26 protein-coding genes, 1 tRNA gene and 1 pseudogene are annotated in these 26,423 nt (G+C 34.8%); 8 read left to right on the forward strand and 20 right to left on the reverse strand.

Features of this window, described 5'->3' with window-relative positions:
- Window positions 1-91: 91 nt before the first annotated feature.
- The 3 genes from gap to rpoN all read right to left on the reverse strand — a co-directional run bounded on the left by gap (window position 92) and on the right by rpoN (window position 3,709).
- Window positions 92-1,093: a type I glyceraldehyde-3-phosphate dehydrogenase gene (gap, locus tag EVI01_RS07665; protein WP_010752537.1), complete on the reverse strand. Its 1,002-nt coding sequence runs from the start codon at window positions 1,091-1,093 to the stop codon at window positions 92-94.
- A 40-nt stretch (window positions 1,094-1,133) separates the two neighbouring features.
- On the reverse strand, window positions 1,134-2,225 hold the full coding sequence (locus EVI01_RS07670) for a sugar-binding transcriptional regulator (RefSeq protein ID WP_174270072.1): 1,092 nt from the start codon (window positions 2,223-2,225) through the stop codon (window positions 1,134-1,136).
- Between the two features lie 152 nt (window positions 2,226-2,377).
- Window positions 2,378-3,709, reverse strand: a complete 1,332-nt coding sequence (rpoN, locus tag EVI01_RS07675) for an RNA polymerase factor sigma-54 (protein ID WP_010752539.1) — start codon at window positions 3,707-3,709, stop codon at window positions 2,378-2,380.
- 59 nt (window positions 3,710-3,768) lie between these two features.
- Between rpoN and EVI01_RS07680 the strand changes: the two genes are divergently transcribed.
- A tRNA-Arg gene (locus EVI01_RS07680) sits at window positions 3,769-3,840 on the forward strand.
- A 256-nt stretch (window positions 3,841-4,096) separates the two neighbouring features.
- Here the strand turns inward: EVI01_RS07680 and EVI01_RS07685 are convergent.
- On the reverse strand, window positions 4,097-4,717 hold the full coding sequence (locus tag EVI01_RS07685; protein ID WP_010752540.1) for a helix-turn-helix domain-containing protein: 621 nt from the start codon (window positions 4,715-4,717) through the stop codon (window positions 4,097-4,099).
- A gap of 143 nt (window positions 4,718-4,860) precedes the next feature.
- Between EVI01_RS07685 and EVI01_RS07690 the strand changes: the two genes are divergently transcribed.
- Genes EVI01_RS07690 through EVI01_RS07700 form a run of 3 tightly spaced genes read left to right on the forward strand, consistent with a single transcriptional unit; the run spans window position 4,861 to window position 7,992 of the window.
- The gene (locus EVI01_RS07690) at window positions 4,861-6,894 is read left to right on the forward strand and encodes a hypothetical protein (RefSeq protein WP_010752541.1); all 2,034 of its coding nucleotides are present in this window, start codon (window positions 4,861-4,863) and stop codon (window positions 6,892-6,894) included.
- 4 nt (window positions 6,895-6,898) lie between these two features.
- Window positions 6,899-7,537 (forward strand): ATP-binding cassette domain-containing protein, encoded by a 639-nt coding sequence (locus EVI01_RS07695; protein ID WP_010752542.1) that lies wholly within the window; start codon window positions 6,899-6,901, stop codon window positions 7,535-7,537.
- Window positions 7,538-7,563: 26 nt separating this feature from the next.
- A complete protein-coding gene (locus EVI01_RS07700) occupies window positions 7,564-7,992 on the forward strand; it encodes a hypothetical protein (RefSeq protein ID WP_010752543.1) in 429 nt (142 codons plus the stop codon).
- Window positions 7,993-8,361: 369 nt separating this feature from the next.
- On the opposite strand, the gene EVI01_RS07705 is transcribed toward EVI01_RS07700, so the two are convergent.
- The 12 genes and pseudogenes from EVI01_RS07705 to EVI01_RS07760 form a co-directional block, all read right to left on the reverse strand.
- Window positions 8,362-8,595 (reverse strand): hypothetical protein, encoded by a 234-nt coding sequence (locus tag EVI01_RS07705; protein ID WP_010752544.1) that lies wholly within the window; start codon window positions 8,593-8,595, stop codon window positions 8,362-8,364.
- 347 nt (window positions 8,596-8,942) lie between these two features.
- Window positions 8,943-9,460, reverse strand: a pseudogene (locus EVI01_RS07710) (GrdB-related putative oxidoreductase).
- Between the two features lie 12 nt (window positions 9,461-9,472).
- On the reverse strand, window positions 9,473-10,828 hold the full coding sequence (celB, locus tag EVI01_RS07715) for a PTS cellobiose transporter subunit IIC (protein ID WP_010752546.1): 1,356 nt from the start codon (window positions 10,826-10,828) through the stop codon (window positions 9,473-9,475).
- 54 nt (window positions 10,829-10,882) lie between these two features.
- Entirely contained in the window at window positions 10,883-11,215 is a 333-nt protein-coding gene (locus EVI01_RS07720; RefSeq protein ID WP_010752547.1) for a PTS sugar transporter subunit IIB, read from the reverse strand.
- A 62-nt stretch (window positions 11,216-11,277) separates the two neighbouring features.
- On the reverse strand, window positions 11,278-12,225 hold the full coding sequence (locus EVI01_RS07725; RefSeq protein ID WP_010752548.1) for a glycosylasparaginase: 948 nt from the start codon (window positions 12,223-12,225) through the stop codon (window positions 11,278-11,280).
- Window positions 12,226-12,358: 133 nt separating this feature from the next.
- Window positions 12,359-13,660 (reverse strand): Sapep family Mn(2+)-dependent dipeptidase, encoded by a 1,302-nt coding sequence (locus EVI01_RS07730; protein WP_010752549.1) that lies wholly within the window; start codon window positions 13,658-13,660, stop codon window positions 12,359-12,361.
- A 4-nt stretch (window positions 13,661-13,664) separates the two neighbouring features.
- Entirely contained in the window at window positions 13,665-14,384 is a 720-nt protein-coding gene (locus tag EVI01_RS07735) for a GntR family transcriptional regulator, LSA1692 subfamily (RefSeq protein ID WP_010752550.1), read from the reverse strand.
- 397 nt (window positions 14,385-14,781) lie between these two features.
- Window positions 14,782-15,651 (reverse strand): polysaccharide deacetylase family protein, encoded by an 870-nt coding sequence (locus EVI01_RS07740; protein WP_025480759.1) that lies wholly within the window; start codon window positions 15,649-15,651, stop codon window positions 14,782-14,784.
- 71 nt (window positions 15,652-15,722) lie between these two features.
- Window positions 15,723-16,616 (reverse strand): RsiV family protein, encoded by an 894-nt coding sequence (locus EVI01_RS07745; RefSeq protein WP_010752552.1) that lies wholly within the window; start codon window positions 16,614-16,616, stop codon window positions 15,723-15,725.
- A 14-nt stretch (window positions 16,617-16,630) separates the two neighbouring features.
- Window positions 16,631-17,050, reverse strand: a complete 420-nt coding sequence (locus EVI01_RS07750) for an RNA polymerase sigma factor (protein WP_081630650.1) — start codon at window positions 17,048-17,050, stop codon at window positions 16,631-16,633.
- A gap of 361 nt (window positions 17,051-17,411) precedes the next feature.
- On the reverse strand, window positions 17,412-18,020 hold the full coding sequence (gene rpoE / locus EVI01_RS07755; RefSeq protein ID WP_010752554.1) for a DNA-directed RNA polymerase subunit delta: 609 nt from the start codon (window positions 18,018-18,020) through the stop codon (window positions 17,412-17,414).
- A gap of 75 nt (window positions 18,021-18,095) precedes the next feature.
- Window positions 18,096-18,533 carry a YwiB family protein gene (locus EVI01_RS07760; RefSeq protein ID WP_010752555.1) on the reverse strand — a complete coding sequence of 146 codons (438 nt, stop codon included), beginning with the start codon at window positions 18,531-18,533 and terminating at the stop codon, window positions 18,096-18,098.
- A gap of 207 nt (window positions 18,534-18,740) precedes the next feature.
- On the opposite strand from EVI01_RS07760, the gene EVI01_RS07765 reads away from it, so the two are divergent.
- From EVI01_RS07765 to yidA, 3 genes are read left to right on the forward strand one after another with little or no spacing between them, the layout of a single operon-like run.
- On the forward strand, window positions 18,741-19,571 hold the full coding sequence (locus tag EVI01_RS07765) for a lipoate--protein ligase family protein (RefSeq protein WP_010752556.1): 831 nt from the start codon (window positions 18,741-18,743) through the stop codon (window positions 19,569-19,571).
- The gene (locus EVI01_RS07770) at window positions 19,555-20,916 is read left to right on the forward strand and encodes an HD domain-containing protein (protein ID WP_010752557.1); all 1,362 of its coding nucleotides are present in this window, start codon (window positions 19,555-19,557) and stop codon (window positions 20,914-20,916) included. Before EVI01_RS07765 ends, EVI01_RS07770 begins: the two co-directional genes overlap by 17 nt.
- 27 nt (window positions 20,917-20,943) lie before the next feature.
- Window positions 20,944-21,753 carry a sugar-phosphatase gene (yidA, locus tag EVI01_RS07775; protein WP_010752558.1) on the forward strand — a complete coding sequence of 270 codons (810 nt, stop codon included), beginning with the start codon at window positions 20,944-20,946 and terminating at the stop codon, window positions 21,751-21,753.
- A gap of 134 nt (window positions 21,754-21,887) precedes the next feature.
- Here the strand turns inward: yidA and EVI01_RS07780 are convergent, their stop codons facing one another.
- The 4 genes from EVI01_RS07780 to EVI01_RS07800 form a co-directional block, all read right to left on the reverse strand.
- Window positions 21,888-22,889 carry an alpha/beta hydrolase gene (locus tag EVI01_RS07780; protein ID WP_010752559.1) on the reverse strand — a complete coding sequence of 334 codons (1,002 nt, stop codon included), beginning with the start codon at window positions 22,887-22,889 and terminating at the stop codon, window positions 21,888-21,890.
- A complete protein-coding gene (locus tag EVI01_RS07785) occupies window positions 22,886-22,978 on the reverse strand; it encodes a hypothetical protein (RefSeq protein ID WP_010752560.1) in 93 nt (30 codons plus the stop codon). The genes EVI01_RS07780 and EVI01_RS07785 overlap by 4 nt, the downstream gene beginning before the upstream one ends.
- The gene (locus EVI01_RS07790; protein WP_010752561.1) at window positions 22,975-25,005 is read right to left on the reverse strand and encodes an alpha/beta fold hydrolase; all 2,031 of its coding nucleotides are present in this window, start codon (window positions 25,003-25,005) and stop codon (window positions 22,975-22,977) included. The genes EVI01_RS07785 and EVI01_RS07790 overlap by 4 nt, the downstream gene beginning before the upstream one ends.
- A gap of 426 nt (window positions 25,006-25,431) precedes the next feature.
- A complete protein-coding gene (locus tag EVI01_RS07800; protein WP_025480761.1) occupies window positions 25,432-25,884 on the reverse strand; it encodes an NUDIX domain-containing protein in 453 nt (150 codons plus the stop codon).
- Between the two features lie 129 nt (window positions 25,885-26,013).
- On the opposite strand from EVI01_RS07800, the gene gloA reads away from it, so the two are divergent.
- On the forward strand, window positions 26,014-26,385 hold the full coding sequence (gene gloA, locus EVI01_RS07805) for a lactoylglutathione lyase (RefSeq protein WP_010752563.1): 372 nt from the start codon (window positions 26,014-26,016) through the stop codon (window positions 26,383-26,385).
- Window positions 26,386-26,423: the final 38 nt, after the last annotated feature.

The following is a 26,423-nucleotide window of genomic DNA, read 5'->3' on the forward strand; positions in this document are numbered from 1 at the left end:
AACTTATTATCAAAAAAAGCGGAAGAAGCGCGATTGCTTCCCCGCTTTTAAGTGTACATGCTTATCAATTACACTTGTACGTTTGTCTATCTTATAAGTTAGCGAAGTATTCTAAAGTACGTACTAATTGTGCAGTGTAAGACATTTCGTTGTCGTACCAAGCAACAGTTTTCACTAATTGTTTGTCGCCAACAGTCATTACTTTAGTTTGTGTAGCATCAAATAATGAACCGTAAGTCATACCAACGATATCAGAAGAAACGATTTCGTCTGTGTTGTATCCGTAAGATTCGTTTGAAGCTTCTTTCATTGCAGCGTTGATTTCATCAACAGTTACTTCTTTTTCAAGAACTGTAACCAATTCAGTTAATGAACCAGTTGCTACAGGAACACGTTGAGCAGCTCCATCTAATTTACCGTTCAATTCAGGGATTACTAAACCGATTGCTTTAGCAGCACCTGTTGAGTTAGGAACGATGTTTGCAGCAGCAGCGCGAGCACGGCGGAAGTCACCTTTAGGATGAGGTCCGTCTAATGTCATTTGGTCACCTGTGTAAGCGTGGATAGTTGTCATTAATCCTTCAACAACACCAAATTTATCGTTTAATGTTTTAGCCATAGGAGCTAAACAGTTAGTAGTACATGAAGCACCTGAGATAACTGTTTCTTTACCAGTTAATGTTTCGTGGTTTGTGTTATAAACGATTGTTGGAACATCATTTCCACCAGGAGCTGAGATAACAACACGTTTAGCACCAGCTGTTAAATGTTTTTCAGCAGCTGCTTTTGAAGTGAAGAAACCAGTACATTCTAGAACGATGTCAACACCTAGTTCGCCCCAAGGTAATTCTTCAGGGTTACGGTTAGCTAAAACTTTAATTTCTTTTCCGTTAACGTTGAATGAACCTTCGTGAACTTCAACTGTTCCGTTGAAACGTCCTTGAGTTGTATCATATTTTAACAAGTGTGCTAACATTTTAGCATCTGTTAAGTCGTTGATTGCTACTACTTCGATTCCATCTACGTCTTGGATACGACGGAACGCTAGACGTCCGATACGTCCAAAACCATTAATACCTACTTTAACTGTCATTTAAGATTTCCTCCTTATGAAAATCAAAAAAATATTTATTTTAAAGGGATTTCCCTTTTAAAATCTCTTTTGCTGCGGCTTCATCTGTAATCAGCCACGTTTGTTTTGGTGCATTTTTCATATAGGCGCGAATTGCTTTTGCTTTTGATCTACCCCCAGCAATTGCAAGAATGATGGGAATATTCGCTAAGTCTTTTAATTCGATGCCGATTCGAGGAACTTTATAAACCACTTCTCCATTTTCATTGAAGAAATAGCCGAAAGATTCCGCTACTGCATTCGCCTGTCTCAGCATGACTAATTCTTTTTCAGTCATTTTTCGTCGTGCTGCCATATGCAACGCACGTCCAATACTATGAATAACACAATTTGCCTGACTAATCAAGTTTAAAACTTCTTGAATAGATGGTTCGTTGAGTAAAGAATTGTACGTAGCCAAACTCAATTGTTCTGGAACATATAGCGCTCGGTGATTTCCACTTGCTTTTGTAGCCATTCTAGCACTGACCGAATTTGCTTGTACAGTGACAGCTTCACCGATTCCACCCCGAGCCGGGACAAATAGATTGTGCCGTTTGTTGTTTTCCAAATTCGTTAATTGTTCAGCAACTACAGCCATGGTTGTTCCACCCATTACGGCAATGATATTATTACCTTCTGGGAGTAACAAATCTAAAGATTCATTTAATGCTTCGCCAAAAGCATCTGCCACTTTAGGTTGTTCTTCACTGTTTCCTGACACAACGATACAACGCTGATTTCCAAAATAGTCAGCCAGTTTTGTTTCGGTTTGATGCCTTCCTAAAAGTTGATCCATGAAGCGTTCAAGACTTTGATACACTTCTTTTCCTTTGTCGGTTAACATCATCCCACTCTTAGAGGCATTGATCAAATCTAATTGTTTTAATAGATCTGTTTCTGTCCGTAAGACTCGTTCTGTGATGCCCATGCTTTCTGATAAACTACGGCGTCCGATTGGTTGCATCCAATAAATATTACGTAAAATTTTATAGCGTTCCTGTAAAACCTCCATCATATCAGGTGCAACAGATTCCATCATTTTCCATTCATCTAGCATAGCGATCTCCTTAGTTGGACGATATTTGTCCAATGTAGACTCAAAACGACCCATGTATGATAAAAAAAGAAATGTGACTTTCCTACTTTTAAAAATATTAAAAAGGAAAATCTCAACCTCACGTCTGTAAGTCTAACAGTTTTGTTCGGTTTTTTCAACAAAAAAGACTAGAAAAACTTGTCATTTTTTTCTAGTCTTAAATTTTATTATTTATCGTAACGTTTTCTTTTTGATGAACTTGGGATTCCTAACAAATCTCGATACTTTGCCACAGTCCTTCTGGAAATTAAGATTTCATCTTTTTTTAATAATTCCACAATCTTTTGATCAGAAAGGGGTTTACTTTTATCTTCTTGAGAAACTAGTTCTTGAATTTTCTTTTGCACGGTATCTGCTGAAAACTCTTCGGCTGTTTCAGTATTCACTTGCTGAATTCTTGTGGTAAAGAATTTTTTCAATTCAAACACACCAAATGTTGTTTCTAAATACTTTCCGTTGACTGCTCGACTCACAGTAGATTCGTGAACTTCGATTTCTTTTGCTACTTCTTTTAAAGTTAGTGGTTTGATTGGTCTATTTTTATCTGTAAAAAAAGCTTGCTGATGCGAAACAATGATTTGTGCTACCCGCAAGATCGTATCTCCACGTTGTAGAATCGTTTTTTTCAGCCAGTCAAATTCTTGTTTGCGTTCTTTCAAATACGCCTGTGTTTCTTTGTCCGCTTTTTTTTGCATTTGATTAAAATATGTTTCTTGAAAGCGTACGTCTGGTTGATTTCCTCGTTTGGACACCACTCGTATATTTTCATTTTGATCCACGATCACTTTTACATCGGGAATAATATATAATTCATCGCTACGATCAAAGATACGACCAGGGCTTGGGCTAAGGGTTTGAATATAGTCAAAAATTCGTTGCACTTCACTTAATTCAATCGAAAAACGTTGCGCAATTTCTTTCCATTTACGATCGACTAATAAGTCAAAACATTCTTCCAAAACAATGTAAGCTAATTCTGGTGCGAAGTCATCTCTTTCTGTTTGTAACATCAAACATTCTTGTAAACTTCTTGCCCCAACACCAGCTGGTTCGAGTTGTTGCACCAATGTTAGTGCATCAAGAATTTCAATTGAAGTAGCACTCATCTTTTCTTGTGCTTCTTTCAAATCAATAGTCAGAAAGCCATTTAAATCAATATATTCAACTAAATATAAAACCAGTTTACGTAAAAAAGTATCCCGATAATTTAAGTGAATCTGATCAATCAGTGATTCAAACAAAGAAATACTTGTATCTGGAATTTGATTTAAGTAATTAGTTTCTTCACTTTCATTCGAAGTTCTTATTTTTTGATAATCCGATTGCCATTCTGGTTCTACAACTTCTACTAAGGGATTTTCCAGCGCTTGGTTTTCAACAAATGCCAATAGCTCTTCACTGTTATATTGCAAAACTTGAATGGACTGTTGCAGTTGTTGTGTCATGGCTAATTTCTGTGTTTGTTGTTGTTTTTGTGAAAAATTTTGTTGAAATTTCATTTTTTTGTCCATTCCCCTTGTAATTTTTTTTTGGTTTCGTTACAATTGTTCCAGTGCTTGCGTCCTTAGTGTAGTGGATATCACGTAAGATTCCGGTTCTTGAGACGGGGGTTCGATTCCCTCAGGACGCGTCTATTGTTATCTTAGCATATTTGTGAAAATTTTGCTTTCTAAATTTTATAGTGAAAAAAGTGGGACATTATCAGAAGAACTTCTGGTAAATATCCCACTTTTTTGATTTTAGGAAACATAAAAAGCTCTTCATTTGCTAAGAATTAAGTAACAAAAAGCAATCAAAAAGAAAGTGCTTGATGTTTGAAGATTGGTCGGATAACTGTAAAAACGCTTCAAAAATCTTTTTTTCTGAATACTTTATTATTCTTCCTCTTAATGATGATTGGGTTCACCATTCATTCGTTTCATGGATTCGTCATAGTTTAGGTGGATTAAGTCTTTTATGTCTGTAGGAATTGAATCCCATGAAATTAGTCTTGCTTCTTTAACATAGAGACCCTTGTGCTTCACTATCGCATATTTTTTTTCATCCGTTGTTTCTCCTACTGAAAAAGTTAACCATGTCCCATGACCAAAAGCGTCATTTACTACCCAGAATTCGGTAGAACCATCTATATTTCCCAGTGGGAGAGTTGTATAACCTGTTTGTGATTTTAGAATCGGATTAAATCTGTCTAGCCACTCATTTTTATATTGAAAATTTATTAGAAAAAAAGAGAAAAATACAATAAATAAAAAGAGAATTAAAAAAAAGCTGTTCATACTCACTTTATGTTTCATTTGTTGTGTGCCACCAGTAGTAATGGGAATACACTCATTTGGAGGAATATCTAATGTTTCATGAAGAAGCGCTAACATTTCTAAATCCGGAGCTGTTCTGTTGTTTTCCCAACTAGAGATTGTTTTATCTGAGACACCTATTCTGGCTCCTAGTTCTTTTTGAGTTAAATTGTTTAATTTACGGTATTTTTTTATCATTCCATCTATGGACAACCCACACCACTCACCTATTCCTATCAATTTCTATGTATTATAGACTTATTCTACAGATCATATACTGAAAAGTCATTATCATTTCGTTGAAAATATTTTACTATTTACATGTGATTTAAAATTTCATAAAGGAATGAAGCAAATTGACCAACAAATTTTTGAAATATTTTTTATGTTTTCTTTTTATTTTGGTAACTATCGCCATATCTTTTTCAAAAATTAATCAACAAAATTTGAATAAAACAGTGCATACTTTTAATCATACTACTAATTATTCTCCGTTACGTGTGCCAAAAATTTTTGTTCAAGAATCAGAATATCGACAACTCATTTCTCTATTTGAAACTCTTTCTTTAAAGAACGATATCCCTTATATGAAAAAAGTGACAAATGAATCAAATGAAATAAAAGAAGGTTTTAATTTTAAAATCAGACCTAAATTAGAAATTACTTTCTATTATCAAAACCAAAAAGAACCAACAAATTTTAAGCTGCCGTTCTCGAATACCCGTTTTCTAATCGAAAACATCCAGCAATCAATCACCAAAAAAGAATTCGAAGGGGAATTTTTTTTATTAACTTCTGATAAAGAAAAATATGAGATTTACGCAAAAGGTTTCGCAAAAGGATATAACAAAATTTTCCAGACAACTTATGAGGTTGATGTGTTTAGTGATTTTAATAATGAATTAAATTATTCACCTATATCGAGTACTGATTTATATCATTTTTCTTCTTATGTTCAAATTGGGATCTTATTTTTTGTCTTTGCATTAGGATCTTATTATTTCATACTAATTAAAGAAATCCATTTACTATCCAATTATGGCTTTTCTGTGAAACATATCATGCATACGTTAATTGGTAAAACTACTATGTTTTTTCTACTATGTGTAGTGTCCATTGAATCATTCTTGATGTGGAAGATGTTCCGAGAACAATTTCTACCATATACTTTTTTACTCACACTATTGTTAGGAGGTTCCTATTTCATTTCACTTATTTTTATTTATTTAATTATCAAGTTGCCCTCCATGAAAAAAAGACTTAAATATCTCCAATTTCTAACCTTTACTGTCACTCTACTTTTTTCTTTTATTTTAGCCATAACAAGTACAAACTTGTCTGAAATTATCTTAGCAACAACAAATTTATGGAATACATATGAAGTACCTAGCGAAATTGTTTCTGAAAATTATGAAGTATTTTATCCCTTAACTATAGGAAAGAACCACATAGAGTTTATCTATGCAAATCAGCTTCAAAAACACATGGATGATTCATTATACGAATCATTAAATGAACAAGGAAGTATACTTGTCAATTTATCTGATTATCATATAAAGGAAAATGAAATCTTTGGTAGAGGAATTAAAGTAAATCCTAATTACCTTAAGAAATTTCAAATTCTCGATGAAAAAGGAGAACGGATTTATATTGATGAACAAGAACAGAAACACATCCTTTTGATTCCTGAGCGTTACAAAGAAAAAGACTTGAGAAATGAATTAGAAGAAGTGATTAGTTACTATAACGATTTTTATCAACAAAAGACAAAAGTTTATTATATTCAGGATAATCAATCTATATATACGTTCACTTTACATGATCCGTGGATTGACGATTACCCTTTTATAGAGATTTTGACACTTAAGAATAGTACCTTTTGGGAAAGAAATATCATTAATGGTGATAGTTCTCCCCCCTTAAAAGTAAAGGCAGATCCAACAAACAGGAAAAAAATTTTAAAGCTAGTGGAAAAAAATCAGCTGAGTGATAATTTACAGCTATTGTTTCCTTATACTAAGGCAGAAGAAATCGTAGTTAAAATGATAAGCAAATCTTTAGGTCAGTTAATTAGCATTTTTATTGTAACAATGATTTCGTTTATTTCTTTAAGTTTTTTAGTACTAAGCATTCTGTTCATTTATAACAAAAGAACAATTGCTTTATTAAGATTAAGTGGTTTTTCCCTCTTGTCTACGTACCGTACACTATTCATACAAATCTTCTTTAAATGGGGCTTAGCAACTATATTTATGTTTATTTTTTGGGAAAGTGATTTAAAGATCATTATAAATATGATCATTTTTATAATGATTGATTTAAGTATGACCATTGTCTTTTTACTGTATATCGAAAAAAAGAATAATCTATTTATACTTTCAGGATGGTGACCGTATGTCAGAAATTTTTTCTATAAAAAATGCTACAAAAAAAATCAATAATCAACAACTTTTTCAGTTAGATAATTTTTCTGCTAACAAAGGAGAACTTATCACGATTCTAGGGAAGAGTGGTGCTGGAAAAAGCACATTGTTAAATATTTTGGGTTTAAATCAAACATTTACTTCTGGAACATTTCATATGTTTGGTCAGCCTGTAAACAAAATGACGAGGAAAGAAAAGACGAAGATTAAAAGAAATGAAATCTCTTTTTTATTTCAAGATTTTGGTTTGATTGAATATGAAACAATTGATTTTAATTTGAATATTGGGTTGAAATTTAAAAAAATGTCTCTAAAAGAAAAGAATTTATTAAAGATTGAGACCTTGAAGAAAATCAATTTAAAAAAGGATTTAAAAACTCCCGTATATTTACTATCTGGAGGGGAAAAACAACGAATTGCCTTGGCTAGAACTTTGCTGAAAGGTGGAAGTATCATTCTTGCAGATGAACCTACAGGATCGTTAGATGAATCCAACAAAAAGATAGTGTTCAGTCTTTTGAAAGAGTTAGTTGCCAAAGATTTTTTAGTTATAGTAGTAACGCATGATACCGAGTTAGCCAACTTAGGAACAAAGTGTATGATGCTTTAATTTTAATAGAAACGAGGAAAGCTAAAATGAAAAAAATAGGATTGAATTTTTTTATTGTTATTGTAACAGCTTTGGCTCTTTCAACTATTTCAGAAAAAGTTTCAGCTACTGAAGTATCAGGAGAAATAAATGATTCTTCGACAGAGCCAGGTTACATTCATTTTGATGCGAAAGGTAATATTATAGATTCACATGTGTCAAAAACTACCAGTTCTAGAGCTACAATTAATCATAGTTCTGGGAGATGGGTCTATTATTCGGAAAAATCAGGAAATAAAAAATTAGGGAATTCTAATCACTACAGACGTGATTACAACAGGCATGGTGCAAAAGCAAAAGTAGGAAGTGCTGTAAAATCAGCAAATGCTACAAATAAAAAGTGGGCATATGCACAAGCCTCCGGAGGGAAAAATGATACTTTTTCTTGTTGGTATAATCCAACTGGATGGTATTAGAAATTTGAACTAACTCGTATATCTATGCGTTACTCTATTTAATATCCTCTAAATAAAAAATATGAATAAAAAATCCATAGATTTTCTATTCATATTTTTTATTATTTTTAGTCTGTGCTCCTCAAAAATAACATACATACTCCAGATTAAATGTTAGCGACTAGGGTAAGTTTATTTTGTCAGGAAAACAGTCTGGTACAACAAGCTCATATCCCTCCGAAAAAATTTTAAAAGGAGAAAATATGTTTATAAAACGTCATCCTTCTAGTATTTTTCCATACGATAACTGAATATTTGATATGAACTATTTTTTTCTCTCTGCTATCTATCTTTTGTCTGACATTTTTTTCTCTGCCTTCATCAATTGACTCAATTTTTACTAGCAGAAGAAGATGGTTGGATCTCATCAATAAACCGATTAAGAGAAACAGCCAAAAATAAAATAGCGAAACTAGAAATGAGAGTTGCTCCTAAAAATTCTACTACAAAGGCCTCTCCAAAAATCCCTCTATCTGAGAGAAAACTGGATACGATTAATGGAACAGCAAATAAACTAAATCCTGCAAATAAATTAATCATTAGTTTTAAGATTGGTTTAATCATCTATATCTCCTTACACTCTTTTTCACTAAAAAATTACACGACTTTCTCCATATATATGGATAAATAACTAGCAAAGAAAAATTTTCTTCTTTCATTACATATTTTTTTCACATTATTATCATTGATACCGATGACAATAATAGTTTAAATGAATAACATCCTGAATGAAATCTTTATTTTATTCTATTGAACATTTTTTATCTCATTTTTTTCGTGCCTTCTTTCTTCATTATTCATTTTTGTCTATTCAATTCTCTATAATTTGTAGCAAGATTACTAGGAGAATTTTGTAGTTTTACAAATAAAAAAAAGACTCTTAAAAGGAATCAAGAGCCTTTCTTCTTCATTTAAAATAAAAGATCATTTTCCATTACATCTAAGGTTTGGCCATTTGCTAGAATAGTGACGCATTCGACCATATTTTTATAAGACTGATTTAATCCAATTCCACCTTTTTTAGGCATTTTAATGATTGGAATGAACGTGCGGTATTCTTCTACCGCTGGATTTTCAATCGACATGGCTGCTACCGCAGGAATACCTGCTTGTTGAAATGCCAGAGCTAGCTTACCAGCCATTTCTCCAAAATAAGGATAGTGCATTGCTGGTCCACATAAAACAGCATCTGCTTCAAATTTTTTGGCAAACCCAATAAATTTTTGTTTGACTTCTTCTGGATGGTCTAAATAGTAACGATCCCCACAGTAAAGGGTTGCGATAATCGTCGCCTTCTTTTCTTTGAATAGAGGGGCCAAGGTTTCACCTGGACCCATGGCCACTTTTTCCCACCAGGAGGTAATTGCGCTTGTTCATCGCTCCCCATTCCCGCCATGACATGATTCAAAATTAAAATAATTTTTTTCATAATGCTCTCCTTCTATAACGTATCGAAATCAAAATCATCAAAGTTAATTTCTTCTACTTCTGTTTCTTCTGCTTCCAGCTCTTCTTTTAAATATTGATTATCCAAAACTTTGATAAAAGGATAGTAAATACCCATGCCTAACAAGATAAGTAACGCTTGAAGGATAGAAGCTTGCCAGCCACTCACTAAAAATCCCGAAATAATTGGTGGCGTAGTCCAAGGTAGTTGGATTCCATTTGTATAAGCAACTAAGCCTAAATCCATGCAGAAATATGCAATAATAATGTTGATCGTCGGCACCAAAACAAAAGGAATCAAGATAATCGGATTCAATACGATGGGTAACCCAAAAATAATTGGTTCGTTGATACCAAAAATCCCTGGTACAAGCGACAATTGTGAGAGTTTCTTCACTCGCTGACTTTTACACACAATAATCATGACTAAAATCAGTGATAAAGTAGAACCACCTCCGCCAAAAGTCGCAAACATGTCTTGAAATTGTCCGGTAATGATATTAGGAATTGCATGACCATCTTTGAAGGCATTTAAATTTTCAATGGACAACGCACGCAGCACAGGGTTGAATACTGCCCCTACGACACTTGAACCATTGATGCCAAAAAAACAGAAAAAATGTAAAAATAAGTACGCAATAATCATGGCTCCTAAAGTATTTCCTAAACTTAGTAATGGCGTTTGTAAAAATTTAAATAGTATTTCTTGTAGATTTCCATAAGTAGTATGAGCGGCTAACCAATTCACTATCATAAAAAATGTCAAAATAACGAAACTTGGAATCAATGCTTCAAAAGACTTAACGACTGTTGGCGGTACACCATCGGGCATTTTAATCGTCCAACCTTTTCGAATCAAAGCGACAAACATCCGAGTCGATAATAAAGCGACAACCATCCCTAGAAATAAACCACTTGACCCCATCCAACGCAAAGGTAAACTTCCTACTTCATATACTTCGGACGAACCTTCTGGCGTAAACAAGGTTGAAAAAGGGGTGACAATAAAAAAGGAAACTAAAGAAATAATTGCGGCTTGCATAGCATCTACTTTAAATTGTTTGGCCAAACTATAACCAATACCTGCTACAGCTAAGATTGTCATAATATCAAAACTAGCTGTAGCGGGTTTGTTTAACATAGTTGCCCAATCTTCTCCTAAAAAACTGCTCATCAATTCATTCCAGTTAGGAATAGGGAAATTGGTCAATACAAGAAACAACGACCCGACGATTAATAATGGAGTAGATAATAAAAAGCCATCTCGTATCGCAATCAAATACTTGTTTTCCCCAACTGATTTTGCCATTGGTGTCAATACTTTTTCCAACCAATTCAAAAATTTTTGCATAAGTTTTCCTCCAATCTTGTTTTCAAGTTTATTTGTATCCGTTCTCAAATGCTGTTATTCTTTTTTACTTTCTTTGATTAACTTCAATACATCTTTTAACGCACGTTCGCCATCCATCATGCCGTAAGCTTCCGTAGCAATCATCCCTACTGGAATACCTTGCGCTTCAAAAGTTCCTTTCATCTTGTCGCTCAAGTGTCTGACTTGCGGTCCTAATAAAATAGCTATTGGTTTTTCTTTTTCTACCTTGTCTTCTGCATGAATCGCTGGAAACGCTTGGATTTCCAAAGGCATCTGATGTTTTTTCACTACTTCCATCATTTTATTCACCATAATACTTGTCGACATCCCAGCTTCACAAAATAAATAGATTTTTTTAGTGGTCATTTTTCTTCCTCCTTTATCTATAAAAACAATGGAACATTCGCCGATCTAACTCACTCATGGAGTCAAATCGGTGCTTTGATTCTTTTTTCATATGCCTCTAACCATTCTTTTGTAATAGGTTCAATAATGGTTTTCTGGTTATCATCAGGGTTGGCTAAATAAATGGCAGGTTTTTCATTAGCTGTTGCCACACTAAACGTAAATTCGACGTTGGTTGCAACACCCCATTCCCCTTTTTTATTCATTGCCACTAAAGAAAAAGCACCCGCTTTGCCATAGCGTTCTTTAAGTAAATGAGTAAATGAATAAACCGCTTGATCACAAGCTTCTTGTGGCGTCTTCCCTTCCCCCATCAAACGGACAATTTCATAAGCTAAACACCCTTTCATCAGGTCTTCTCCAAGACCAGTAGCTGTCGCTCCCCCAATTTGGCTGTCCACATAAAAACCAGAACCCGACAGTGGCGAATCTCCTACTCTTCCAGTTTTTTTCATAAATAAACCGGAGCTAGAAGTTCCTACTGCCATTCCTTGATGCTTGTCTAAAGAAACAACACCCACTGTATCATGACCATCATAAGGACTTAAGTTCGTCTTTGCGATTTCTTCTAGTCGTTTTTGCCAAATTTTTTTTGCTCGATTTGTCAACATGTTCTTACGTTCAAAACCTGCTAACATTGCATATTCCGTTGCTCCTTGCCCAACACGAAAACTATTGAATTTTTCATTACTTAATTTTCTTGCAACCGAAATCGGATTCGCTACATCTACGATACTTGCTACTGCTCCAATTTTAAAAGTATTCCCATCCATAAAAGCCGCATCCATTTCTACGATCCCGCGTTCATTCGGTAGTCCACCGTATCCAACTGATTTATAAAATGGATAATCTTCTACATATTTGATCGAAGCTTCGACTGCGTCCCCACATGTTCCTTCATTTTCTAATAACTCTTTTGCATTTATCACGCCTTCATGTGCCATTCGCCAAGTGGCTATGATTCCCCACATCGTTATCCCTCCTATTCGTTGTAACGCTTACATTTATTTTAATTAGTATATACTATTATGTCTATACCAAAAAGAGACTTTTCCTAAAATCTAATTGATTTATCAGACAAGTCTCTTTTTTATCGAAGTTTAATTATTCAATTAACGCCTTGATGCTTCGCAAATAAATTTCTAAATTCATGCGAAGATCGGCCACATCCATGTATTCATTTTTATTATGGGCAATCCCTTTTTGTCCAGGAAATGAAGGCCCAAATGCGACAATATTGGGAACTTTCCTTGCATAAGTTGCGCCTGTTGTCGTGACAGGTGTTGCGTCGTTGCCAGTCATTTCTTCATAAATTTTTGACAACTGTTTGATCTTTTCTGTCTCTTTTTTTCGACAAATACCGGGAATACTTCGATTAATGGTTAGTGTGGCACCCTCTGGTAAATTGCGCACCACGCCTTCAACAACTTGTTTTTCTGTAGCGGAAACTGGGTAACGAAAAGCAACTTCTAAATTTAAGCCATCTGTTTTTTTTTGTAAAGTAACGGGGGTCAAGATTAGTTTTCCTGAATCTTCATCTGCTAAAGTTAAACCAAGGCCTTCTCCATAATGCTTGTCATGAAAACATTGAAAAATCCAAGAAAAATAGTGTTTTAGTTGTTCTGGTATATCTGGTATATCTTTTAATTTTTTAGCAAGTAATGTCAGCGCATTTTCACCTAATTCTGGCGCATTACTTGGCGAACGTTTTCCCAATATAGGATATTCTTTCTCATTGATCCTGACACTCAACAAATCAGGAACATGATCACGGGATTGGTCTCCTTTAAACTCACTTATTTTCGTTAAATCTACTTTGCTAAGAGGTAAATGAATCGTTACATTGACTATTCCTCTTTCTCCATAAACAACAGGATACTTACAATCAGGGGTAAAGCCAAAAATTGGTGGTACTTCTTCTTCTAAATAATGCGTAATATCAGACATTCCACTTTCTTCGTCTGTCCCAAAAATAATACGAATGGTTTTTCGAGGAACGAAGCCCATTTTTTTCAATAATATTAACGCATAAAAGCAACTAATAATCGGTCCTTTATTATCTAGAATCCCCCGCCCATAAAAACGATCCTTTTTTTCTGTTAAGTCAAATGGCGGAAATTCCCAGCCAGAACCAGCTGGCACAACATCTAAGTGCCCAATAATTCCAATATAGTCTTCATCCTCTTCACCCCATTGAACATAGCCAATGGCATCATCAATCACTTTTGTTTTAAATCCAACCTCTTCTCCTTTTCTAATGACGAGCGCCAACGCACTGCGAGGTCCTTCCCCATACGGATCCAAAGGTTGAGGTTGTCCTTTTACACTAGGTACTTTCATGACTTCTCGAAGAAATTCAAGAAACTCCTCCCAATGGTCAGCCAACATTATTTTTAAGTTTTCCATCTTCTCACTCCTTTTTTTGACGTATCAATGTGTTTTTAAATGTATAACGATCTGCACGATAAAAAGAACAGTCATACAAAATGGGTTTAGCATCAGGAGAATAAGTCAACGAATGCACAAATAATAATGGCTCACCGACGGACACATTTAGAAGTTCGGCAATCTCTGAAGTGACTTTGATCGCTTCAACTTCTTGATGGGAATAAGCGATTTCAATATTTTTTTCAATTACTTGATACAGTGAACCACTTAATTCTTTTTTCGTGGCTTCACCAAGATAGCGTTTTAAAATATAGAGATTTTCGACTGTCATCGGTTCTTTTTCAAAATAACGTAATCGTCTTAAATGAATCATTGGTTCGTCTGCATATTCTCCAAATACTTGTTTAATATTTGCTGGTAATTCTTTGATCAGTTCATACTCTAATACTTTGGTTTTTGTTTCTTTTCCTTGTATTTGTGCTGTTTCAGTAAAACTTTGTAGGCCGCCAGAGCCACTTTTAATTTTCGGGCGTTTCATTACGTACGTGCCTTTTCCTTTTTCTTTTATCAATAGATTCTGACTGATCAATCGTTCAATTGCTTTCCTTACAGTCAAGCGACTACATTGAAACTCATCTGCTAAGTCATATTCTGAAGGCAGCTTTTGACTAGAAACATATATGCCTTCTGCTACTCGTTGTTCAATTTTATTAGCGATTTCTTGAAATTTAGGTTGTTTCACTTTATTTCCTCCCTAAAGACTATCCTAAGTTCGTGTTTCTCTATTCATTTTTATACATAAGGGGATATGCGTTAGAAGAAACGATTTACCTTTCAAATAAAGTATATATCAAAAGGTATATACTTATACTTATATTCTTGCTATTTAGTCAAAAAAAAAGCCAAAAACCATCAAATGATTTGCTGGTTTCGGCTTGATTTATTCACTCAAATATTCGTTCCATTTTCAAAAAACGTATTTGTTACTCTTATATTATAAAATTTGAATAGCTGTTACACTCAACACTCCAGGACTAGTTTTTTGAATTTGTAGTTATTTTTGAGAAGTTTTGCTGTATTCTCATTTTTCCAAAGTAAAAAATTATATTGCTCGTTTTTTAATGGGGTATTCTAGGGATTCATTGATACGCTTGACGATCGTTTCTACCATAATAGTTCTCTACAGCTGTTGGATGCCCCAATAGATCTCCGACTGTCGTAATGCGATAACCTTGCTCTTTTAGATAATCGATTACTTTAGGAATGGCGTTAATTGTTTCATGATAAATATCATGGAACAATATAATGGAACCATCATATACCGTTGTTTGAATTTTTTGTATAATTGATTCAGTATTTCTTGTTCTCCAGTCTTCTGAATCAACAGACCATTGGATAATCGGCCGTTGGATGATCTCTGCCCCTACTTTTGTGATAGAACCATATGGGGGACGGATAAAAGTGGCTTTTTTCCCCGTTGCCTTTTCAATTTCATTATCTGTTTTAGTCACTTCATCCATAATTGCCTGAGTAGAAAGGCGCGTAAGGTCTTGGTGATTGAATGTGTGATTACCGATCTCATGTCCTTCTTTAGCTGCTTGCTTTACGATTTCTGGATGCTGTGCCGCTTTTTCACCTAAGACGAAAAAGGTAGCATGTACTTTTTTTTCTTTGAGAATTTGTAAAAGCTGTGGTGTCGTTGTAGCACCGGGTCCGTCATCAAAACTGATTGCAACACTTTTGTCCGTTGGATTTTGTGATTGTGTTGTATTTTGTTTTGGTTCCAGAACTTGTGTTTCACTACTTGGTACAGATTGTTCACTTTTTTCGGTTTCTTTAGAGGAGGAAACTGTTCTTTGACTCGTCTCTGCTACTTTATCTTGCTTAAAAGACTGTGATGAACTTATTGTTTTTTGATCTGCAGCAATAAGAGTAGTGAGTGAATAGATTTCAAAAAATAAAAGTATAAATAAACCAATGGTACCAATGACTAATAAATTTCTCTTCAACATGTTTTTTCTTCCTTTACGCTAGTTTCAACTCTTTATCCACTTAATAGTTGCCTCTCTCAATTTTGAATTTAATTATTTAAATAATCTTTTGATGCTAAGATATTTTTCGTGACAGATTTAGGAATGACAAATTCTGGTGTCCCCATATAGCCAGGTGCAATCGCAAATTGTTCATAGACAAGGACTAATTCATGATTTTCATTGATATAAAATTGACTATTTTTAGTGATTAAAGGAACTTCCTTGACCCCACCATCTTTAAAATCAGCTTCTGTCCAATAGTAGTTATTAGCATTTTCTTTCACCTTTTTTTTCATTTGAGCTTTCACTTCATTTGTAAGCACTGAATAATAACTGTTATCTTTAAATAAAAGGGGAAGAGATAATACCACGCCATTTTTTTTGTCAATCGTGTCAAATTTTTTCTCTGTGTAACTATCTGCGGCCGTTTGTGTAAGGTTTCTTTCAATGACTAAAAAGCGCGAATCATCCAATACTTTCTGATAATCTCCTGTAATCTGCATATGCTCTGTTTGAAAATTTTGGTATTGTATTTTTGCCTTTTCAAACGCCTCTTGCCCTTCATGAAAGTATTTTTTATTGAGCCCATGAATTGTTTCATTTTCTTGTTCGTCATCCATACTAATTTGAGGAACACGAATATTAATCTTTTCATCAGAAAGAGTTTCACCTACGATTAGTTTGACTACTGGACCAATAATGGGTAAGTCTTTCGCAAAGCTACGTACTTGATGATTAAAAAGTACGCTACTTACTATCAGAGTAATAAGTGCAAAAGAAAAAATACCTCTTTTGATTCTCCTTTTTCTTTTTAATTTTTTGGTGAATCGTTGTTCTTCTATTAAATAACGATTGATAAGGTTACTTTTGATGCCTTGAGGAATTTTTTCTTGCTGGTAGGTCTTTTTCAGTTGATCCAGTTCTTCCTTAGCAGAATACATTCTTTTTTTCTCCTTTACTGTAAAATTTTTCTTAATTGATTCAATGAGCGATACATTTTCGTTTTCACAGTATTTTCATTCAATTCTAAAATTTCAGCGATTTCTTTTAAACGAAAGCCTTCAAAAAAATGTAGTATCAAGATCTCTTTTTCTGGACTATCGATTTTTTCCAAAACAGCGTATAACTCAGTGATCGAGTACGACATAGAAGATTCTCCGAGAATCAATTTTTCATCTAATTGGGACCAATTATTTCGCTTTTGCTTACGCCACGCGTCAATAGCTGTCCGAATAAGAATTCGATAAAACCAAGCTGAGAATTGTTCGATTTCTATCCCTTTTTCAAAATTATTTAAGGCTTTATAAAAACTATCTTGGATGACATCCAAGGCTTCTTCTTTGTTATGAACGTAATTCATCGTAATCTGAAACATTTTATCATATTCATTTTCGATCAGTTGTTTCAATTGATACTTCGATCTTTCTATTTGTTGCTTTTTTTTATAACGACTGAAAATAGCTTTTCACTCCTTTCCTTCACAACTTATTAAGACGTATAGCTAAGTAAAAAAGTTTCAAAAAAAATTTTTTTATGTATAAAAAAATGATGAAATAAAAATGAGATTGTGACAAAAACTGTCGACAATCCCTAAAAAAATACTCCCTTATTCCAGAAAGTGTACGTGTACCTAGAAAAAATAAGCCGAAGAGATTCGAAACAATTAACTGCTTGTCTCAAATTCTTCCGCTTATTTCTTAGTATCTTTCGTTCACGACTTCTTTACGTATGAGAATTTACTCTTCTGTAAACTCTTCGTCTTCGTAGTCTTCTTCATCATCTTCATCAATGATGCTCAGATCCTCTTCGATATTGCCTGGTAACTCTTCTTCGTCATCGCTTGTATCATCTGCACCTATTTCTTGCAGGTCAGAGTTATAAGCAGCGATTTCTTCATCTTCTTCGTCATCGTCTTCAAATAGATCATCATCATCTTCATCAGATAGATCAGTATCTTCTGGGTCATCATCATTATAATCGATCGCATCTTCATCATCGTTGATAAAGGCATTTACTTTTTTACGTTTGCGTCGACGAGGTGTGTCTTCATCTTCTTCGTCGATTCCATGGTTTACTTCTTCGTCAATTGAGTCGATCGCATACCATGAACGTAAGCCCCAACGATTGTCACCTAATGAAATAAAGCTACCATCAATATTTAAGTCAGTATAAAATTGTGCGAGTGAATCACGAATTTCACTATCTGATTTTCCAAGGTAAGTTTGGATTTGGTTGGCTAAATCAGAAAAATCCATGACATCGCCACGTTGTTCTAAGATCGCATGTGCTACTTCGATCATTGATAATTCGCTTTTGTTTGCACCTTCAAATACACTAATTTCCAATCAGGACACGTCCTTTCACAGTCTACTCCTTATCATACAAAATCATACGTAAAAAATCAAACGTTTCTTTGTAATTTAGGCAGTAAATTCTAAAGTTAAATGATATTCTCCTAGTTTTTCAGGACCCATGAGTAAGTCATACGCAATAACTACTTTCCCAGCTGTTGGTCGATCTTTCAAACTCACATGTAATTCTTTCGTAAATGTTTCTATTTGAAGCATCCCATAAGGCGTTCTATACGTTGTTTCCAATCGTTCACGGTACCCAAATTTAAGCCGCATACGCATTTCACCAGCTCGAATCAATTGAACATGTCCATCTGGCATTAATTTAATGGTCACAGGAATCGCCTCTTTTTCTTCCTCCTGGATTTCTTGGTATCGTATGTATAAAGTATCACCGATTTTGACCATTTGTCCTTTTAAGTCAAAGAAAAAGTCTTGATGTTCCCCATTTTGTTGAACTTTTGTGCGTAATTTGATTGAAATAGGTGTGCCTTTTGATTGTTTCATTTTTCATTCTCCTCTACTTCTTATAGCTACATTTTTCCTAGTTTTCCTCTATTTGTCAATTAACTCGTACAAAAATGAGCAAGTTTTTTCGTAACATATGATTCTTTTAGAGTATAATAAGGAAAGAAACAATGATTGTATGAGACAAAAATATCTTCTTTTCATCGCTTCGATGATCCATTGATTTTATATAAAGGAGTGAATGCCATGCATCCGATGATTGTATTAGATCAAGCAATCTACCATGAGAATGATTTTACACCTTTTGCTCTGACGGATATATTAACCGAATATTCAAGAAAAAACAACCAAATGTTTTTACATTTTTGGCAATATGACCAAACAGTGATTCTTGGAATGAAGGATACACGTACCCCTTACTTTGGTAAAGGAATCGAAGAACTGAAAAAATTAGGATACTTCACTATTGTTAGAAACTCTGGCGGACTAGGGATCATCTCGGATAATGGAATCTTAAATCTATCGCTGATTTTTCCACAAAACGATACCAAAAAAATCTCTATTGATACTGCTTACGAAAAAATGTTGGCACTAACTCAAACGGCATTTCCAAATGTCATCATCCAAGCATTTGAAATCACCCATTCTTATTGTCCTGGAACATATGATCTTAGTATAAATGGCAAAAAATTTGCTGGGATTGCGCAAAGACGAATCAAAAATGGCATTTCTGTAATGATGTATCTAAGTGTCAATGGCAATCAACAGGGCAGAGGAAACGCAATGAAATCTTTCTATCAAATGGCGTTACAAGAAGCACTTGGTAAGGATGGCTATCCTATAGTAATGCCTGAAAGTATGGCAACATTAGAAGAATTACTTAAGGTCTCCTTAACAATAGAAGAAGTCAAAGACAAATTTAGCATGGCTTTAGAAAAACTTTATGGAGAGACCCTCTTTCTTGATTCCTTTGATTGGAAAGAAAAACATGTTTCTCTTAAACAATGGACAGAACAAATACAAAGAATGGAAAACAGAAATAGAATAAAGGAGCTTGCCCATGACAGTACCTTATAAATATCAAACACTACCAATGGAAAAAGTCTTTCGTGATCCTGTCCATAACTATATACATGTCCAACATCAGGTTATTTTAGATTTGATCAATTCAAAAGAAGTCCAACGCCTTCGCCGCATCAAACAACTGGGCACTTCTTCTTTTACATTTCATGGAGCAGAACATAGTCGCTTTAGCCATTCATTAGGTGTCTATGAAATTTCTAGACGGATTTGTGATATTTTTTCCCGTAACTTTTCACAGGAGAAAATCGGTCCCAGTGGTTGGAATGATCAGGAACGACTAGTGACTTTATGTGCAGCACTACTTCACGATATCGGACACGGTCCTTATTCACATACGTTTGAACATATTTTCCATACAAATCATGAAGCAATCACTATCCAAATCATTACTTCTCCTGAAACAGAAGTCTATCAAATCCTTAATCGTGTAGAAGAAGGATTCCCAGAAAAAGTAGCAAGTGTCATCCAAAAAACCTACCCTAATCCACAAGTTGTTCAAATGATTTCTAGCCAAATTGATGCTGATCGCATGGACTATTTATTACGAGATGCTTACTTTACTGGCACAGAATACGGAACATTTGATTTAACAAGAATTTTACGAGTCATTCGTCCATACAAAGGGGGGATCGCCTTTTCAATGAATGGTATGCATGCCGTAGAAGACTATATTGTTAGTCGTTATCAGATGTATGTCCAAGTTTATTTCCACCCCACTTCTCGTGGAATGGAAGTCATTTTAGAGCACTTATTGCATCGGGCACATGAATTATATCGAGAAGACCCCAGTCATTTTGACGCTCACTCACAATTGTTATTGCCTTTTCTTGATGAGAATTTTACGCTTGGGGAATATTTAAAATTAGACGACGGTGTATTAGGAACCTACTTTACTCAATGGACGGAATTAGCGGATCCCATTTTAAGTGACCTAGCCAAACGTTTTTTAAATCGGAAACCCCTAAAATCAGCGGCTTTTTCTGGCAACCGTTCATCTTCATTGATCAAAGAAATGACCGCACTTGTTGAAAAAGTTGGCTATAACCCAGTGTATTATACAGCAATTAATTCTAGCTATGACCTTCCTTATGATTTTTACCGTCCAGAAGAAGGTCGCCACCGTACCCAAATTGAAATCTTGCGAAATGATGGAACTTTGGTAGAATTATCAGAAGTGAGTCAACTTGTTGCTGCTCTGGCTGGACAAGAACAAGGAGATGAACGATTTTTCTTTCCTAAAGAAATGGTGGATCCCTCTTTACGCGATCACTATGATTTATTTGACGAAACATACCAAGAATTTGCAAGCCACATACGCAATGGCTCACTGATTGAATAAACAAACTAAATACCATTGGAGGAAATTATGTCTATCAAGCTAGTCGCCATTGATATCGATGGCACCTTATTAAATGAGAAAAGAGAAATTACAACAGAAGTAAAAGAAGCTATTGCCGAAGCTGTCGCTAAAGATGTAGCCATCGTTTTATGTACAGGTCGTCCCTTACCTGGTGTACAAGAACAACTAATTGAATTGGACCTTTTCCAAGACAATGATTATGTGATCACTTATAATGGTGCACTGGTTCAACAAACTAAATCTGGAAAAATCATCGCACGTCATGGTTTGACGCACGAAGACTATTTAGAAATCGAAGTCATGGCTCGTCGTGTCGGTAGTCATCTACATTCAATTGATGATCAAGCAATTTACACTTCAAATCGTGACATCAGTGATTATACGATTCATGAAGCAAGCTTAGTGAAAATGCCGTTGAAATACCGAACACCGGAAGAGATGACTCCAGATATCAGCTTAGTCAAAATGATGATGATTGATGAGCCAGAAATCCTAGATGCAGCAATTGCTCGTTTACCACAAACTTTCCGTGAAAAATATACGACTGTTAAAAGCGCTCCTTATTATTTTGAAATATTAAATAAAGAAGCAAGTAAAGGGGCAGCTGTTGCTAACCTAGCGCAACATCTTGGCATTGATCAAGAAGAAATCATGGCAATTGGAGACAATGAAAATGATCTTTCGATGATTGAATATGCTGGAATAGGTGTAGCAATGGGAAATGCTGTACCGTTAGTAAAAGAAGCGGCTAACGTAATTACTGTTTCGAATGACGAACATGGCGTAGCAGAAGCCATCAAAAAATACGTATTATAAGTAAACAAAAAAAGAGGAGTGCGCCTGCTTAAAGCCAAAGGCATGCTCCTCTTTATTTGCTAAAAAACTTTTATTTTTTCAAAAACAACGAACGATATTTTTATATCTATTCTGAATGATATACAATACATAAACTATTCTTTCATAAAAGCGACTAGTTGTTGGTACGTTGTTTGAGACTGTTCAATATTCATATCAAATTGATACTCATGATTTAACACTGCTGTCTTTTCATCATAACTCACTTTTGTTACTTCTACTCCTGCTTCTTTTAAAGCTTCTTCGGCTTGATCCATTTGTTCTGTAAAAGTGTTGGTATTGCCGTCTGTTAGAAAAACTTTTTGCGTCCAATCGCTGGTATTTTTTGCAAGCGCTAATTGCTTCACTTCATCTGATTGTTCAAATTTTTTGCTTCCAAAATAAGCCCAACCACATTTAGCATACAGAAAACTGGAAATGTTATCACTCACTTGTGTGAAACTTGCAGGATCTAGTAATCCTGATAAAGAAACAAATTTTGTTATTTGTTCATTTTTTAAAACTGGAGTTACTTTGATTGCTTGTTGTATTTGACTATTTTGACCAGAGAGAATATATTCGCTCGCAATTTGTGCCCCAGCTGAATCACCACCGATTGAAACGTTATTCCAATCAATGACTGATCCATATTGGTCTTCCATGTAACTAATTGCCTCATTCAATTGTTTTAATGGAGTTGGGTGTTTAACTTCAGGAGATAATTCATAGTTTATATTCACCACAACTTGTTGCGTGTCAGCACATAATAATTTTAAATAATCTTCGCAGTCCCGTTTATCACCAGCAACGTAGGCACCCCCATGCACCCAAAACAACACTGGTAAAGTTTTCTCTTTATCCTTTGGTAAATAAATATCCATGGTATTTTGTTGATAGTCAGAAGGATATTCTTCATTTTCCACCACCGCAATTTTTTCCATTTTTTCGTCAAAATCTTTTGGTCTAGGATAAACTTGTTCAACCCCGCTAGTATCAAACTGTTTTCTTACAAGTAGACTAACTGGTTTTGGTGTCACCTGATTAATGATCCAGACAATTCCAACAAGAAGTAAAATAGCTACTGGAATGCCGATCAATATCCTTTTTAGCCACTTCATTTTGTCATTTTCCCACCTTTTCTTTTTTGATAAAACCATCCACCAAATGAGAGAATCATAAGCAAGCTACCAATTAATGAAAATTTCATTTCACGTTGTTCTCCAGTGAGTGGAAGTGTTTTTTTGTTTTGATTCGAGTCTGTTTTTTTGTTATTTTATTATTCACATTCGTTATATGCGACCCCTTATTGCTATTATTGCCATTGTTGCCGTTATAACCTTTATTGCCATTGTTGCCGTTATAACCTTTATTGCCATTGTTTCCGTTATTACCGTTATTGTCGTTATCATCAGGATTTTCTGTTACTTTTTTATAATGATAAACAATCGTCGGTGTTGTTTCATTGAAAATACCTTGTTCTTCACCTTCTACTTTTACAAATTCATAGCCAGCAAATTCCTTTTGTTCTGTTTGGTAGCTTTCACCATAAACACCTTGAAGTTGCAATGATTCTTGATCATCCAGCAAACTTTGATTGTTTTCATCAACATACTTAACAGTGACAGAACGATTAAATACCATATCCATAAATGAAGTTAACTTTAATTGATAAGCTTCTGGCGCTACTTTTTGTGCATCACCATGATCAGCACCTTCTACGATTAATAAATCTTTGTAGCCACCAGATAGATCAAATAGCTCTTGGGCATTAGAAGCTGGTACGACAGAGTCTTCGCTTCCGTGAATGATCAGTTTAGGGATATTTTTCATCATCCCTTGTTCAGGGAGATTTTCTGTAATGTTTAAATTCATTTCCTGATCAAAATAGTATTCTTTTAATAACCCTAAATAAATGTCTTCGTGTTCTTTACCGGCTACGAGGTTCAAACTGCTGAAATATTTACCTAAAGTTGGTACAAGGGTGGAACTATAAGTAAAACGTAATTGTTCATCAATTGATTTAAACCCACAATTCTCAATTATTCTTTTGACATTTGTTGGAATATTTTTAGCTAGTACAGACATCATCGTTGCCGCACCCATAGAGCCACCATACAATAGAATTTTTTGTTGAGGATTTTTACTTACCACACGATTGATCCAATACAACACATCGTCTGATTCATATTGGCCATAGGTGACAAAATCACCCCCACTTGCACCTGTTGCTCGCGGATCAATAAAAAGCATATTGTAACCGGCTTGATAGAATTCATTGTACTCATCTGTGACAATACCATTATTCCAATTTCCACGAAATCCACCGTGAATGATCACTGTTTTATCAGAATGTTGATCTACATAATAAGAATAGACCTCCATCATTTTTCCGTCTTGATTATTCAAGACCATTCCATTTAATTGCTGCGTATTTGGATAAAAACCAGTATACGTATCTGGCGTTGTCCCATCGTTGTTTTGCCCTAAAACAGACATCACCGCACTGTCTTTTGCAAAAGCAATATCATAAAGAATATACGTAGTAATCAAGTGACGAATCGTATCAACTTCGACGTCAAAACGTTCCTTTACATTTTGCTCTGATAATTGGTCATTAAGAAGATTAGATAGCGCTATGATAAGCATAAAACCTGAATTACTACTAAAAACATTTTTTAGCTTTTCTCCGATATAATTTAAATACAATTTACCATTAAAATTTTCACCTTTTCCAATTGACTCAATCACTGCTTGTTCATCATCTTGAACCGGTGTAGTTGCTTCGGTTGATTGTTCTTCTTTTGGCTCAGTAAGATTTTGGTTTTGATCTGCAGTGGAATCAGACTGTTCCACCGTTTCTTGCGCTTGATCTGTAATGGGACTCATTTGTTCTGTTGTATCTTGTGTTTGGTCTGTAGCTGGATTCATTTGTTCTGTTGTGTCTTGTGTTTGATCTGCAACAGTATTAGTTTGTTCAGCTCCAACTTGAGTTTTAACTACATCAGACTCCGTTTGTTCTGTCGTGTCCTGTTCAGCTGATTCACTTGAGTTTCCCTCTTCAATGAATGAATCATCCAGATCATTTGAGTTTTTCGAAGTTTCCACCAAAGAATCCGCTTTATTTTTTTCTGAGCTTAGTAGTTGCTCTGCGTTCACCATTAACGGCGCACATGTTCCCGATACCGTCATAAGAACGAACCCTGCATGCATCATTACTTTTACTTTTTTATTCAATTTTTTCACTCCCCCGATATAAATCTAAAGGTATTGTATAAAAGCGCTATCATTTTTTATATAAAAAAATAACTATTTGTATCATAAAAGAATAAAACACATTTATTTTTTTCTTTAAATAAAAAAGGAGTACGAAATTTTCGTAGCTCCCAAATAATAAAAATTTTTAAACAATTATTTTAAAAGAAAAAAGCGCCAATTGACGACAACCAATATCAGATGATCCAACAATTGCCCCTTAGCTTAGTTGGTCAGAACAGACGGCTCATAACCGTCCGATCGTAAGTTCAATTCCTACAGGGTACATAATTAATTTAGTTTGATATAACACAAGATAGTATTTCTATTTTGACATTTTTGGTTAAATGAATAATCCCTGTGCAAATTTTTTTGGCTTTATCATCTACGTTTAAGTATATTCAGGCACTAAACTTTACACGTTCCATTTTGGGCAAGCCACTTTTCAACTGCCCAACGATGACTGCCACGTTTTAATTTTTGAATGGCTTCTTGGGGTGTTACCCACCAAATTTTATTTGTTTTTTCAGAAGGTGCAGCCACTTTTTTCCATCCACTAGCCATATAAAAATAACCAGGATTATAATAGTAAGTTTTGCGATAATTTGAATAGAAATATTCATCCGCTTCACCTAAATAAGCACCAACTTCTGCGACAATTCCCATTTCTTCCATCAACTCGCGTCTAAGAGCTTCTTCTCTGGTTTCTTCTCCTTCAATCTCCCCACCGGGTAAAAAAAAGGCGCCATTTGGTGCTTCAATCAGCGCTATTTTTTTGTCTTTTTCGACAACGATATAAACAGCATAACGAGGTGAATACTGAGCTGTTTGTTCTTTTTTACCAAATACTGGTTTATTCATCATTTTTTCCACCTTAAACTTATTTACCTTTCATTTTACATAAGAGTTTTCTCATAAACAAGCACGAACCTTCTCTTGCTTTTTCTTTTTTTGTTATGATAATAAAAAAAGAAAGGATGAATTTTAACAATGAAAATGGCTCACACATGCGTTCGAGTAAAAGACCTTGACGCATCTTTAGAATTTTATCAAAAAGCATTTGGATTTGAAGAAAGTCGTCGCCGCGATTTTCCAGAAAACAAATTTACTCTTGTTTATTTAACCTTGCCTGGAGATGATTATGAGTTAGAGTTAACTTACAATTATGATCATGAAGCGTATGATTTAGGCAATGGATATGGTCATATTGCCATCGCTTCAGATGATCTAGAATCACTTCACGAAAAACATCAAGCAGAAGGCTTCAACGTAACAGACTTAAAAGGCCTTCCCGGCACAGCACCTTCTTATTATTTTGTTGTCGACCCTGACGGCTACAAAATCGAAGTCATCCGTGGATAAGGTTGTGACAGAGCCGTTTAGCTCTGAGTATTAAGGAG

The sequence above is a fragment of the Enterococcus villorum genome (assembly GCF_007990225.1).
Taxonomy (GTDB): domain Bacteria; phylum Bacillota; class Bacilli; order Lactobacillales; family Enterococcaceae; genus Enterococcus_B; species Enterococcus_B villorum.

Excerpts from the sequence above, each read along its gene's own strand:
- gap (WP_010752537.1), bottom strand. The coding sequence starts at position 1,093 with ATGACAGTTAAAGTAGGTATTAATGGTTTTGGACGTATCGGACGTCTA.
- EVI01_RS07670 (WP_174270072.1), bottom strand. The coding sequence starts at position 2,225 with ATGGGTCGTTTTGAGTCTACATTGGACAAATATCGTCCAACTAAGGAG.
- rpoN (WP_010752539.1), bottom strand. The coding sequence starts at position 3,709 with ATGAAATTTCAACAAAATTTTTCACAAAAACAACAACAAACACAGAAA.
- EVI01_RS07695 (WP_010752542.1), top strand. The coding sequence starts at position 6,899 with ATGTCAGAAATTTTTTCTATAAAAAATGCTACAAAAAAAATCAATAAT.
- EVI01_RS07700 (WP_010752543.1), top strand. The coding sequence starts at position 7,564 with ATGAAAAAAATAGGATTGAATTTTTTTATTGTTATTGTAACAGCTTTG.
- EVI01_RS07705 (WP_010752544.1), bottom strand. The coding sequence starts at position 8,595 with ATGATTAAACCAATCTTAAAACTAATGATTAATTTATTTGCAGGATTT.
- celB (WP_010752546.1), bottom strand. The coding sequence starts at position 10,828 with ATGCAAAAATTTTTGAATTGGTTGGAAAAAGTATTGACACCAATGGCA.
- EVI01_RS07720 (WP_010752547.1), bottom strand. The coding sequence starts at position 11,215 with ATGACCACTAAAAAAATCTATTTATTTTGTGAAGCTGGGATGTCGACA.
- EVI01_RS07725 (WP_010752548.1), bottom strand. The coding sequence starts at position 12,225 with ATGTGGGGAATCATAGCCACTTGGCGAATGGCACATGAAGGCGTGATA.
- EVI01_RS07730 (WP_010752549.1), bottom strand. The coding sequence starts at position 13,660 with ATGGAAAACTTAAAAATAATGTTGGCTGACCATTGGGAGGAGTTTCTT.
- EVI01_RS07745 (WP_010752552.1), bottom strand. The coding sequence starts at position 16,616 with ATGTATTCTGCTAAGGAAGAACTGGATCAACTGAAAAAGACCTACCAG.
- EVI01_RS07750 (WP_081630650.1), bottom strand. The coding sequence starts at position 17,050 with ATGTTTCAGATTACGATGAATTACGTTCATAACAAAGAAGAAGCCTTG.
- EVI01_RS07760 (WP_010752555.1), bottom strand. The coding sequence starts at position 18,533 with ATGAAACAATCAAAAGGCACACCTATTTCAATCAAATTACGCACAAAA.
- EVI01_RS07765 (WP_010752556.1), top strand. The coding sequence starts at position 18,741 with ATGCATCCGATGATTGTATTAGATCAAGCAATCTACCATGAGAATGAT.
- EVI01_RS07770 (WP_010752557.1), top strand. The coding sequence starts at position 19,555 with ATGACAGTACCTTATAAATATCAAACACTACCAATGGAAAAAGTCTTT.
- yidA (WP_010752558.1), top strand. The coding sequence starts at position 20,944 with ATGTCTATCAAGCTAGTCGCCATTGATATCGATGGCACCTTATTAAAT.
- EVI01_RS07780 (WP_010752559.1), bottom strand. The coding sequence starts at position 22,889 with ATGAAGTGGCTAAAAAGGATATTGATCGGCATTCCAGTAGCTATTTTA.
- EVI01_RS07785 (WP_010752560.1), bottom strand. The coding sequence starts at position 22,978 with ATGAAATTTTCATTAATTGGTAGCTTGCTTATGATTCTCTCATTTGGT.
- EVI01_RS07800 (WP_025480761.1), bottom strand. The coding sequence starts at position 25,884 with ATGAATAAACCAGTATTTGGTAAAAAAGAACAAACAGCTCAGTATTCA.
- gloA (WP_010752563.1), top strand. The coding sequence starts at position 26,014 with ATGAAAATGGCTCACACATGCGTTCGAGTAAAAGACCTTGACGCATCT.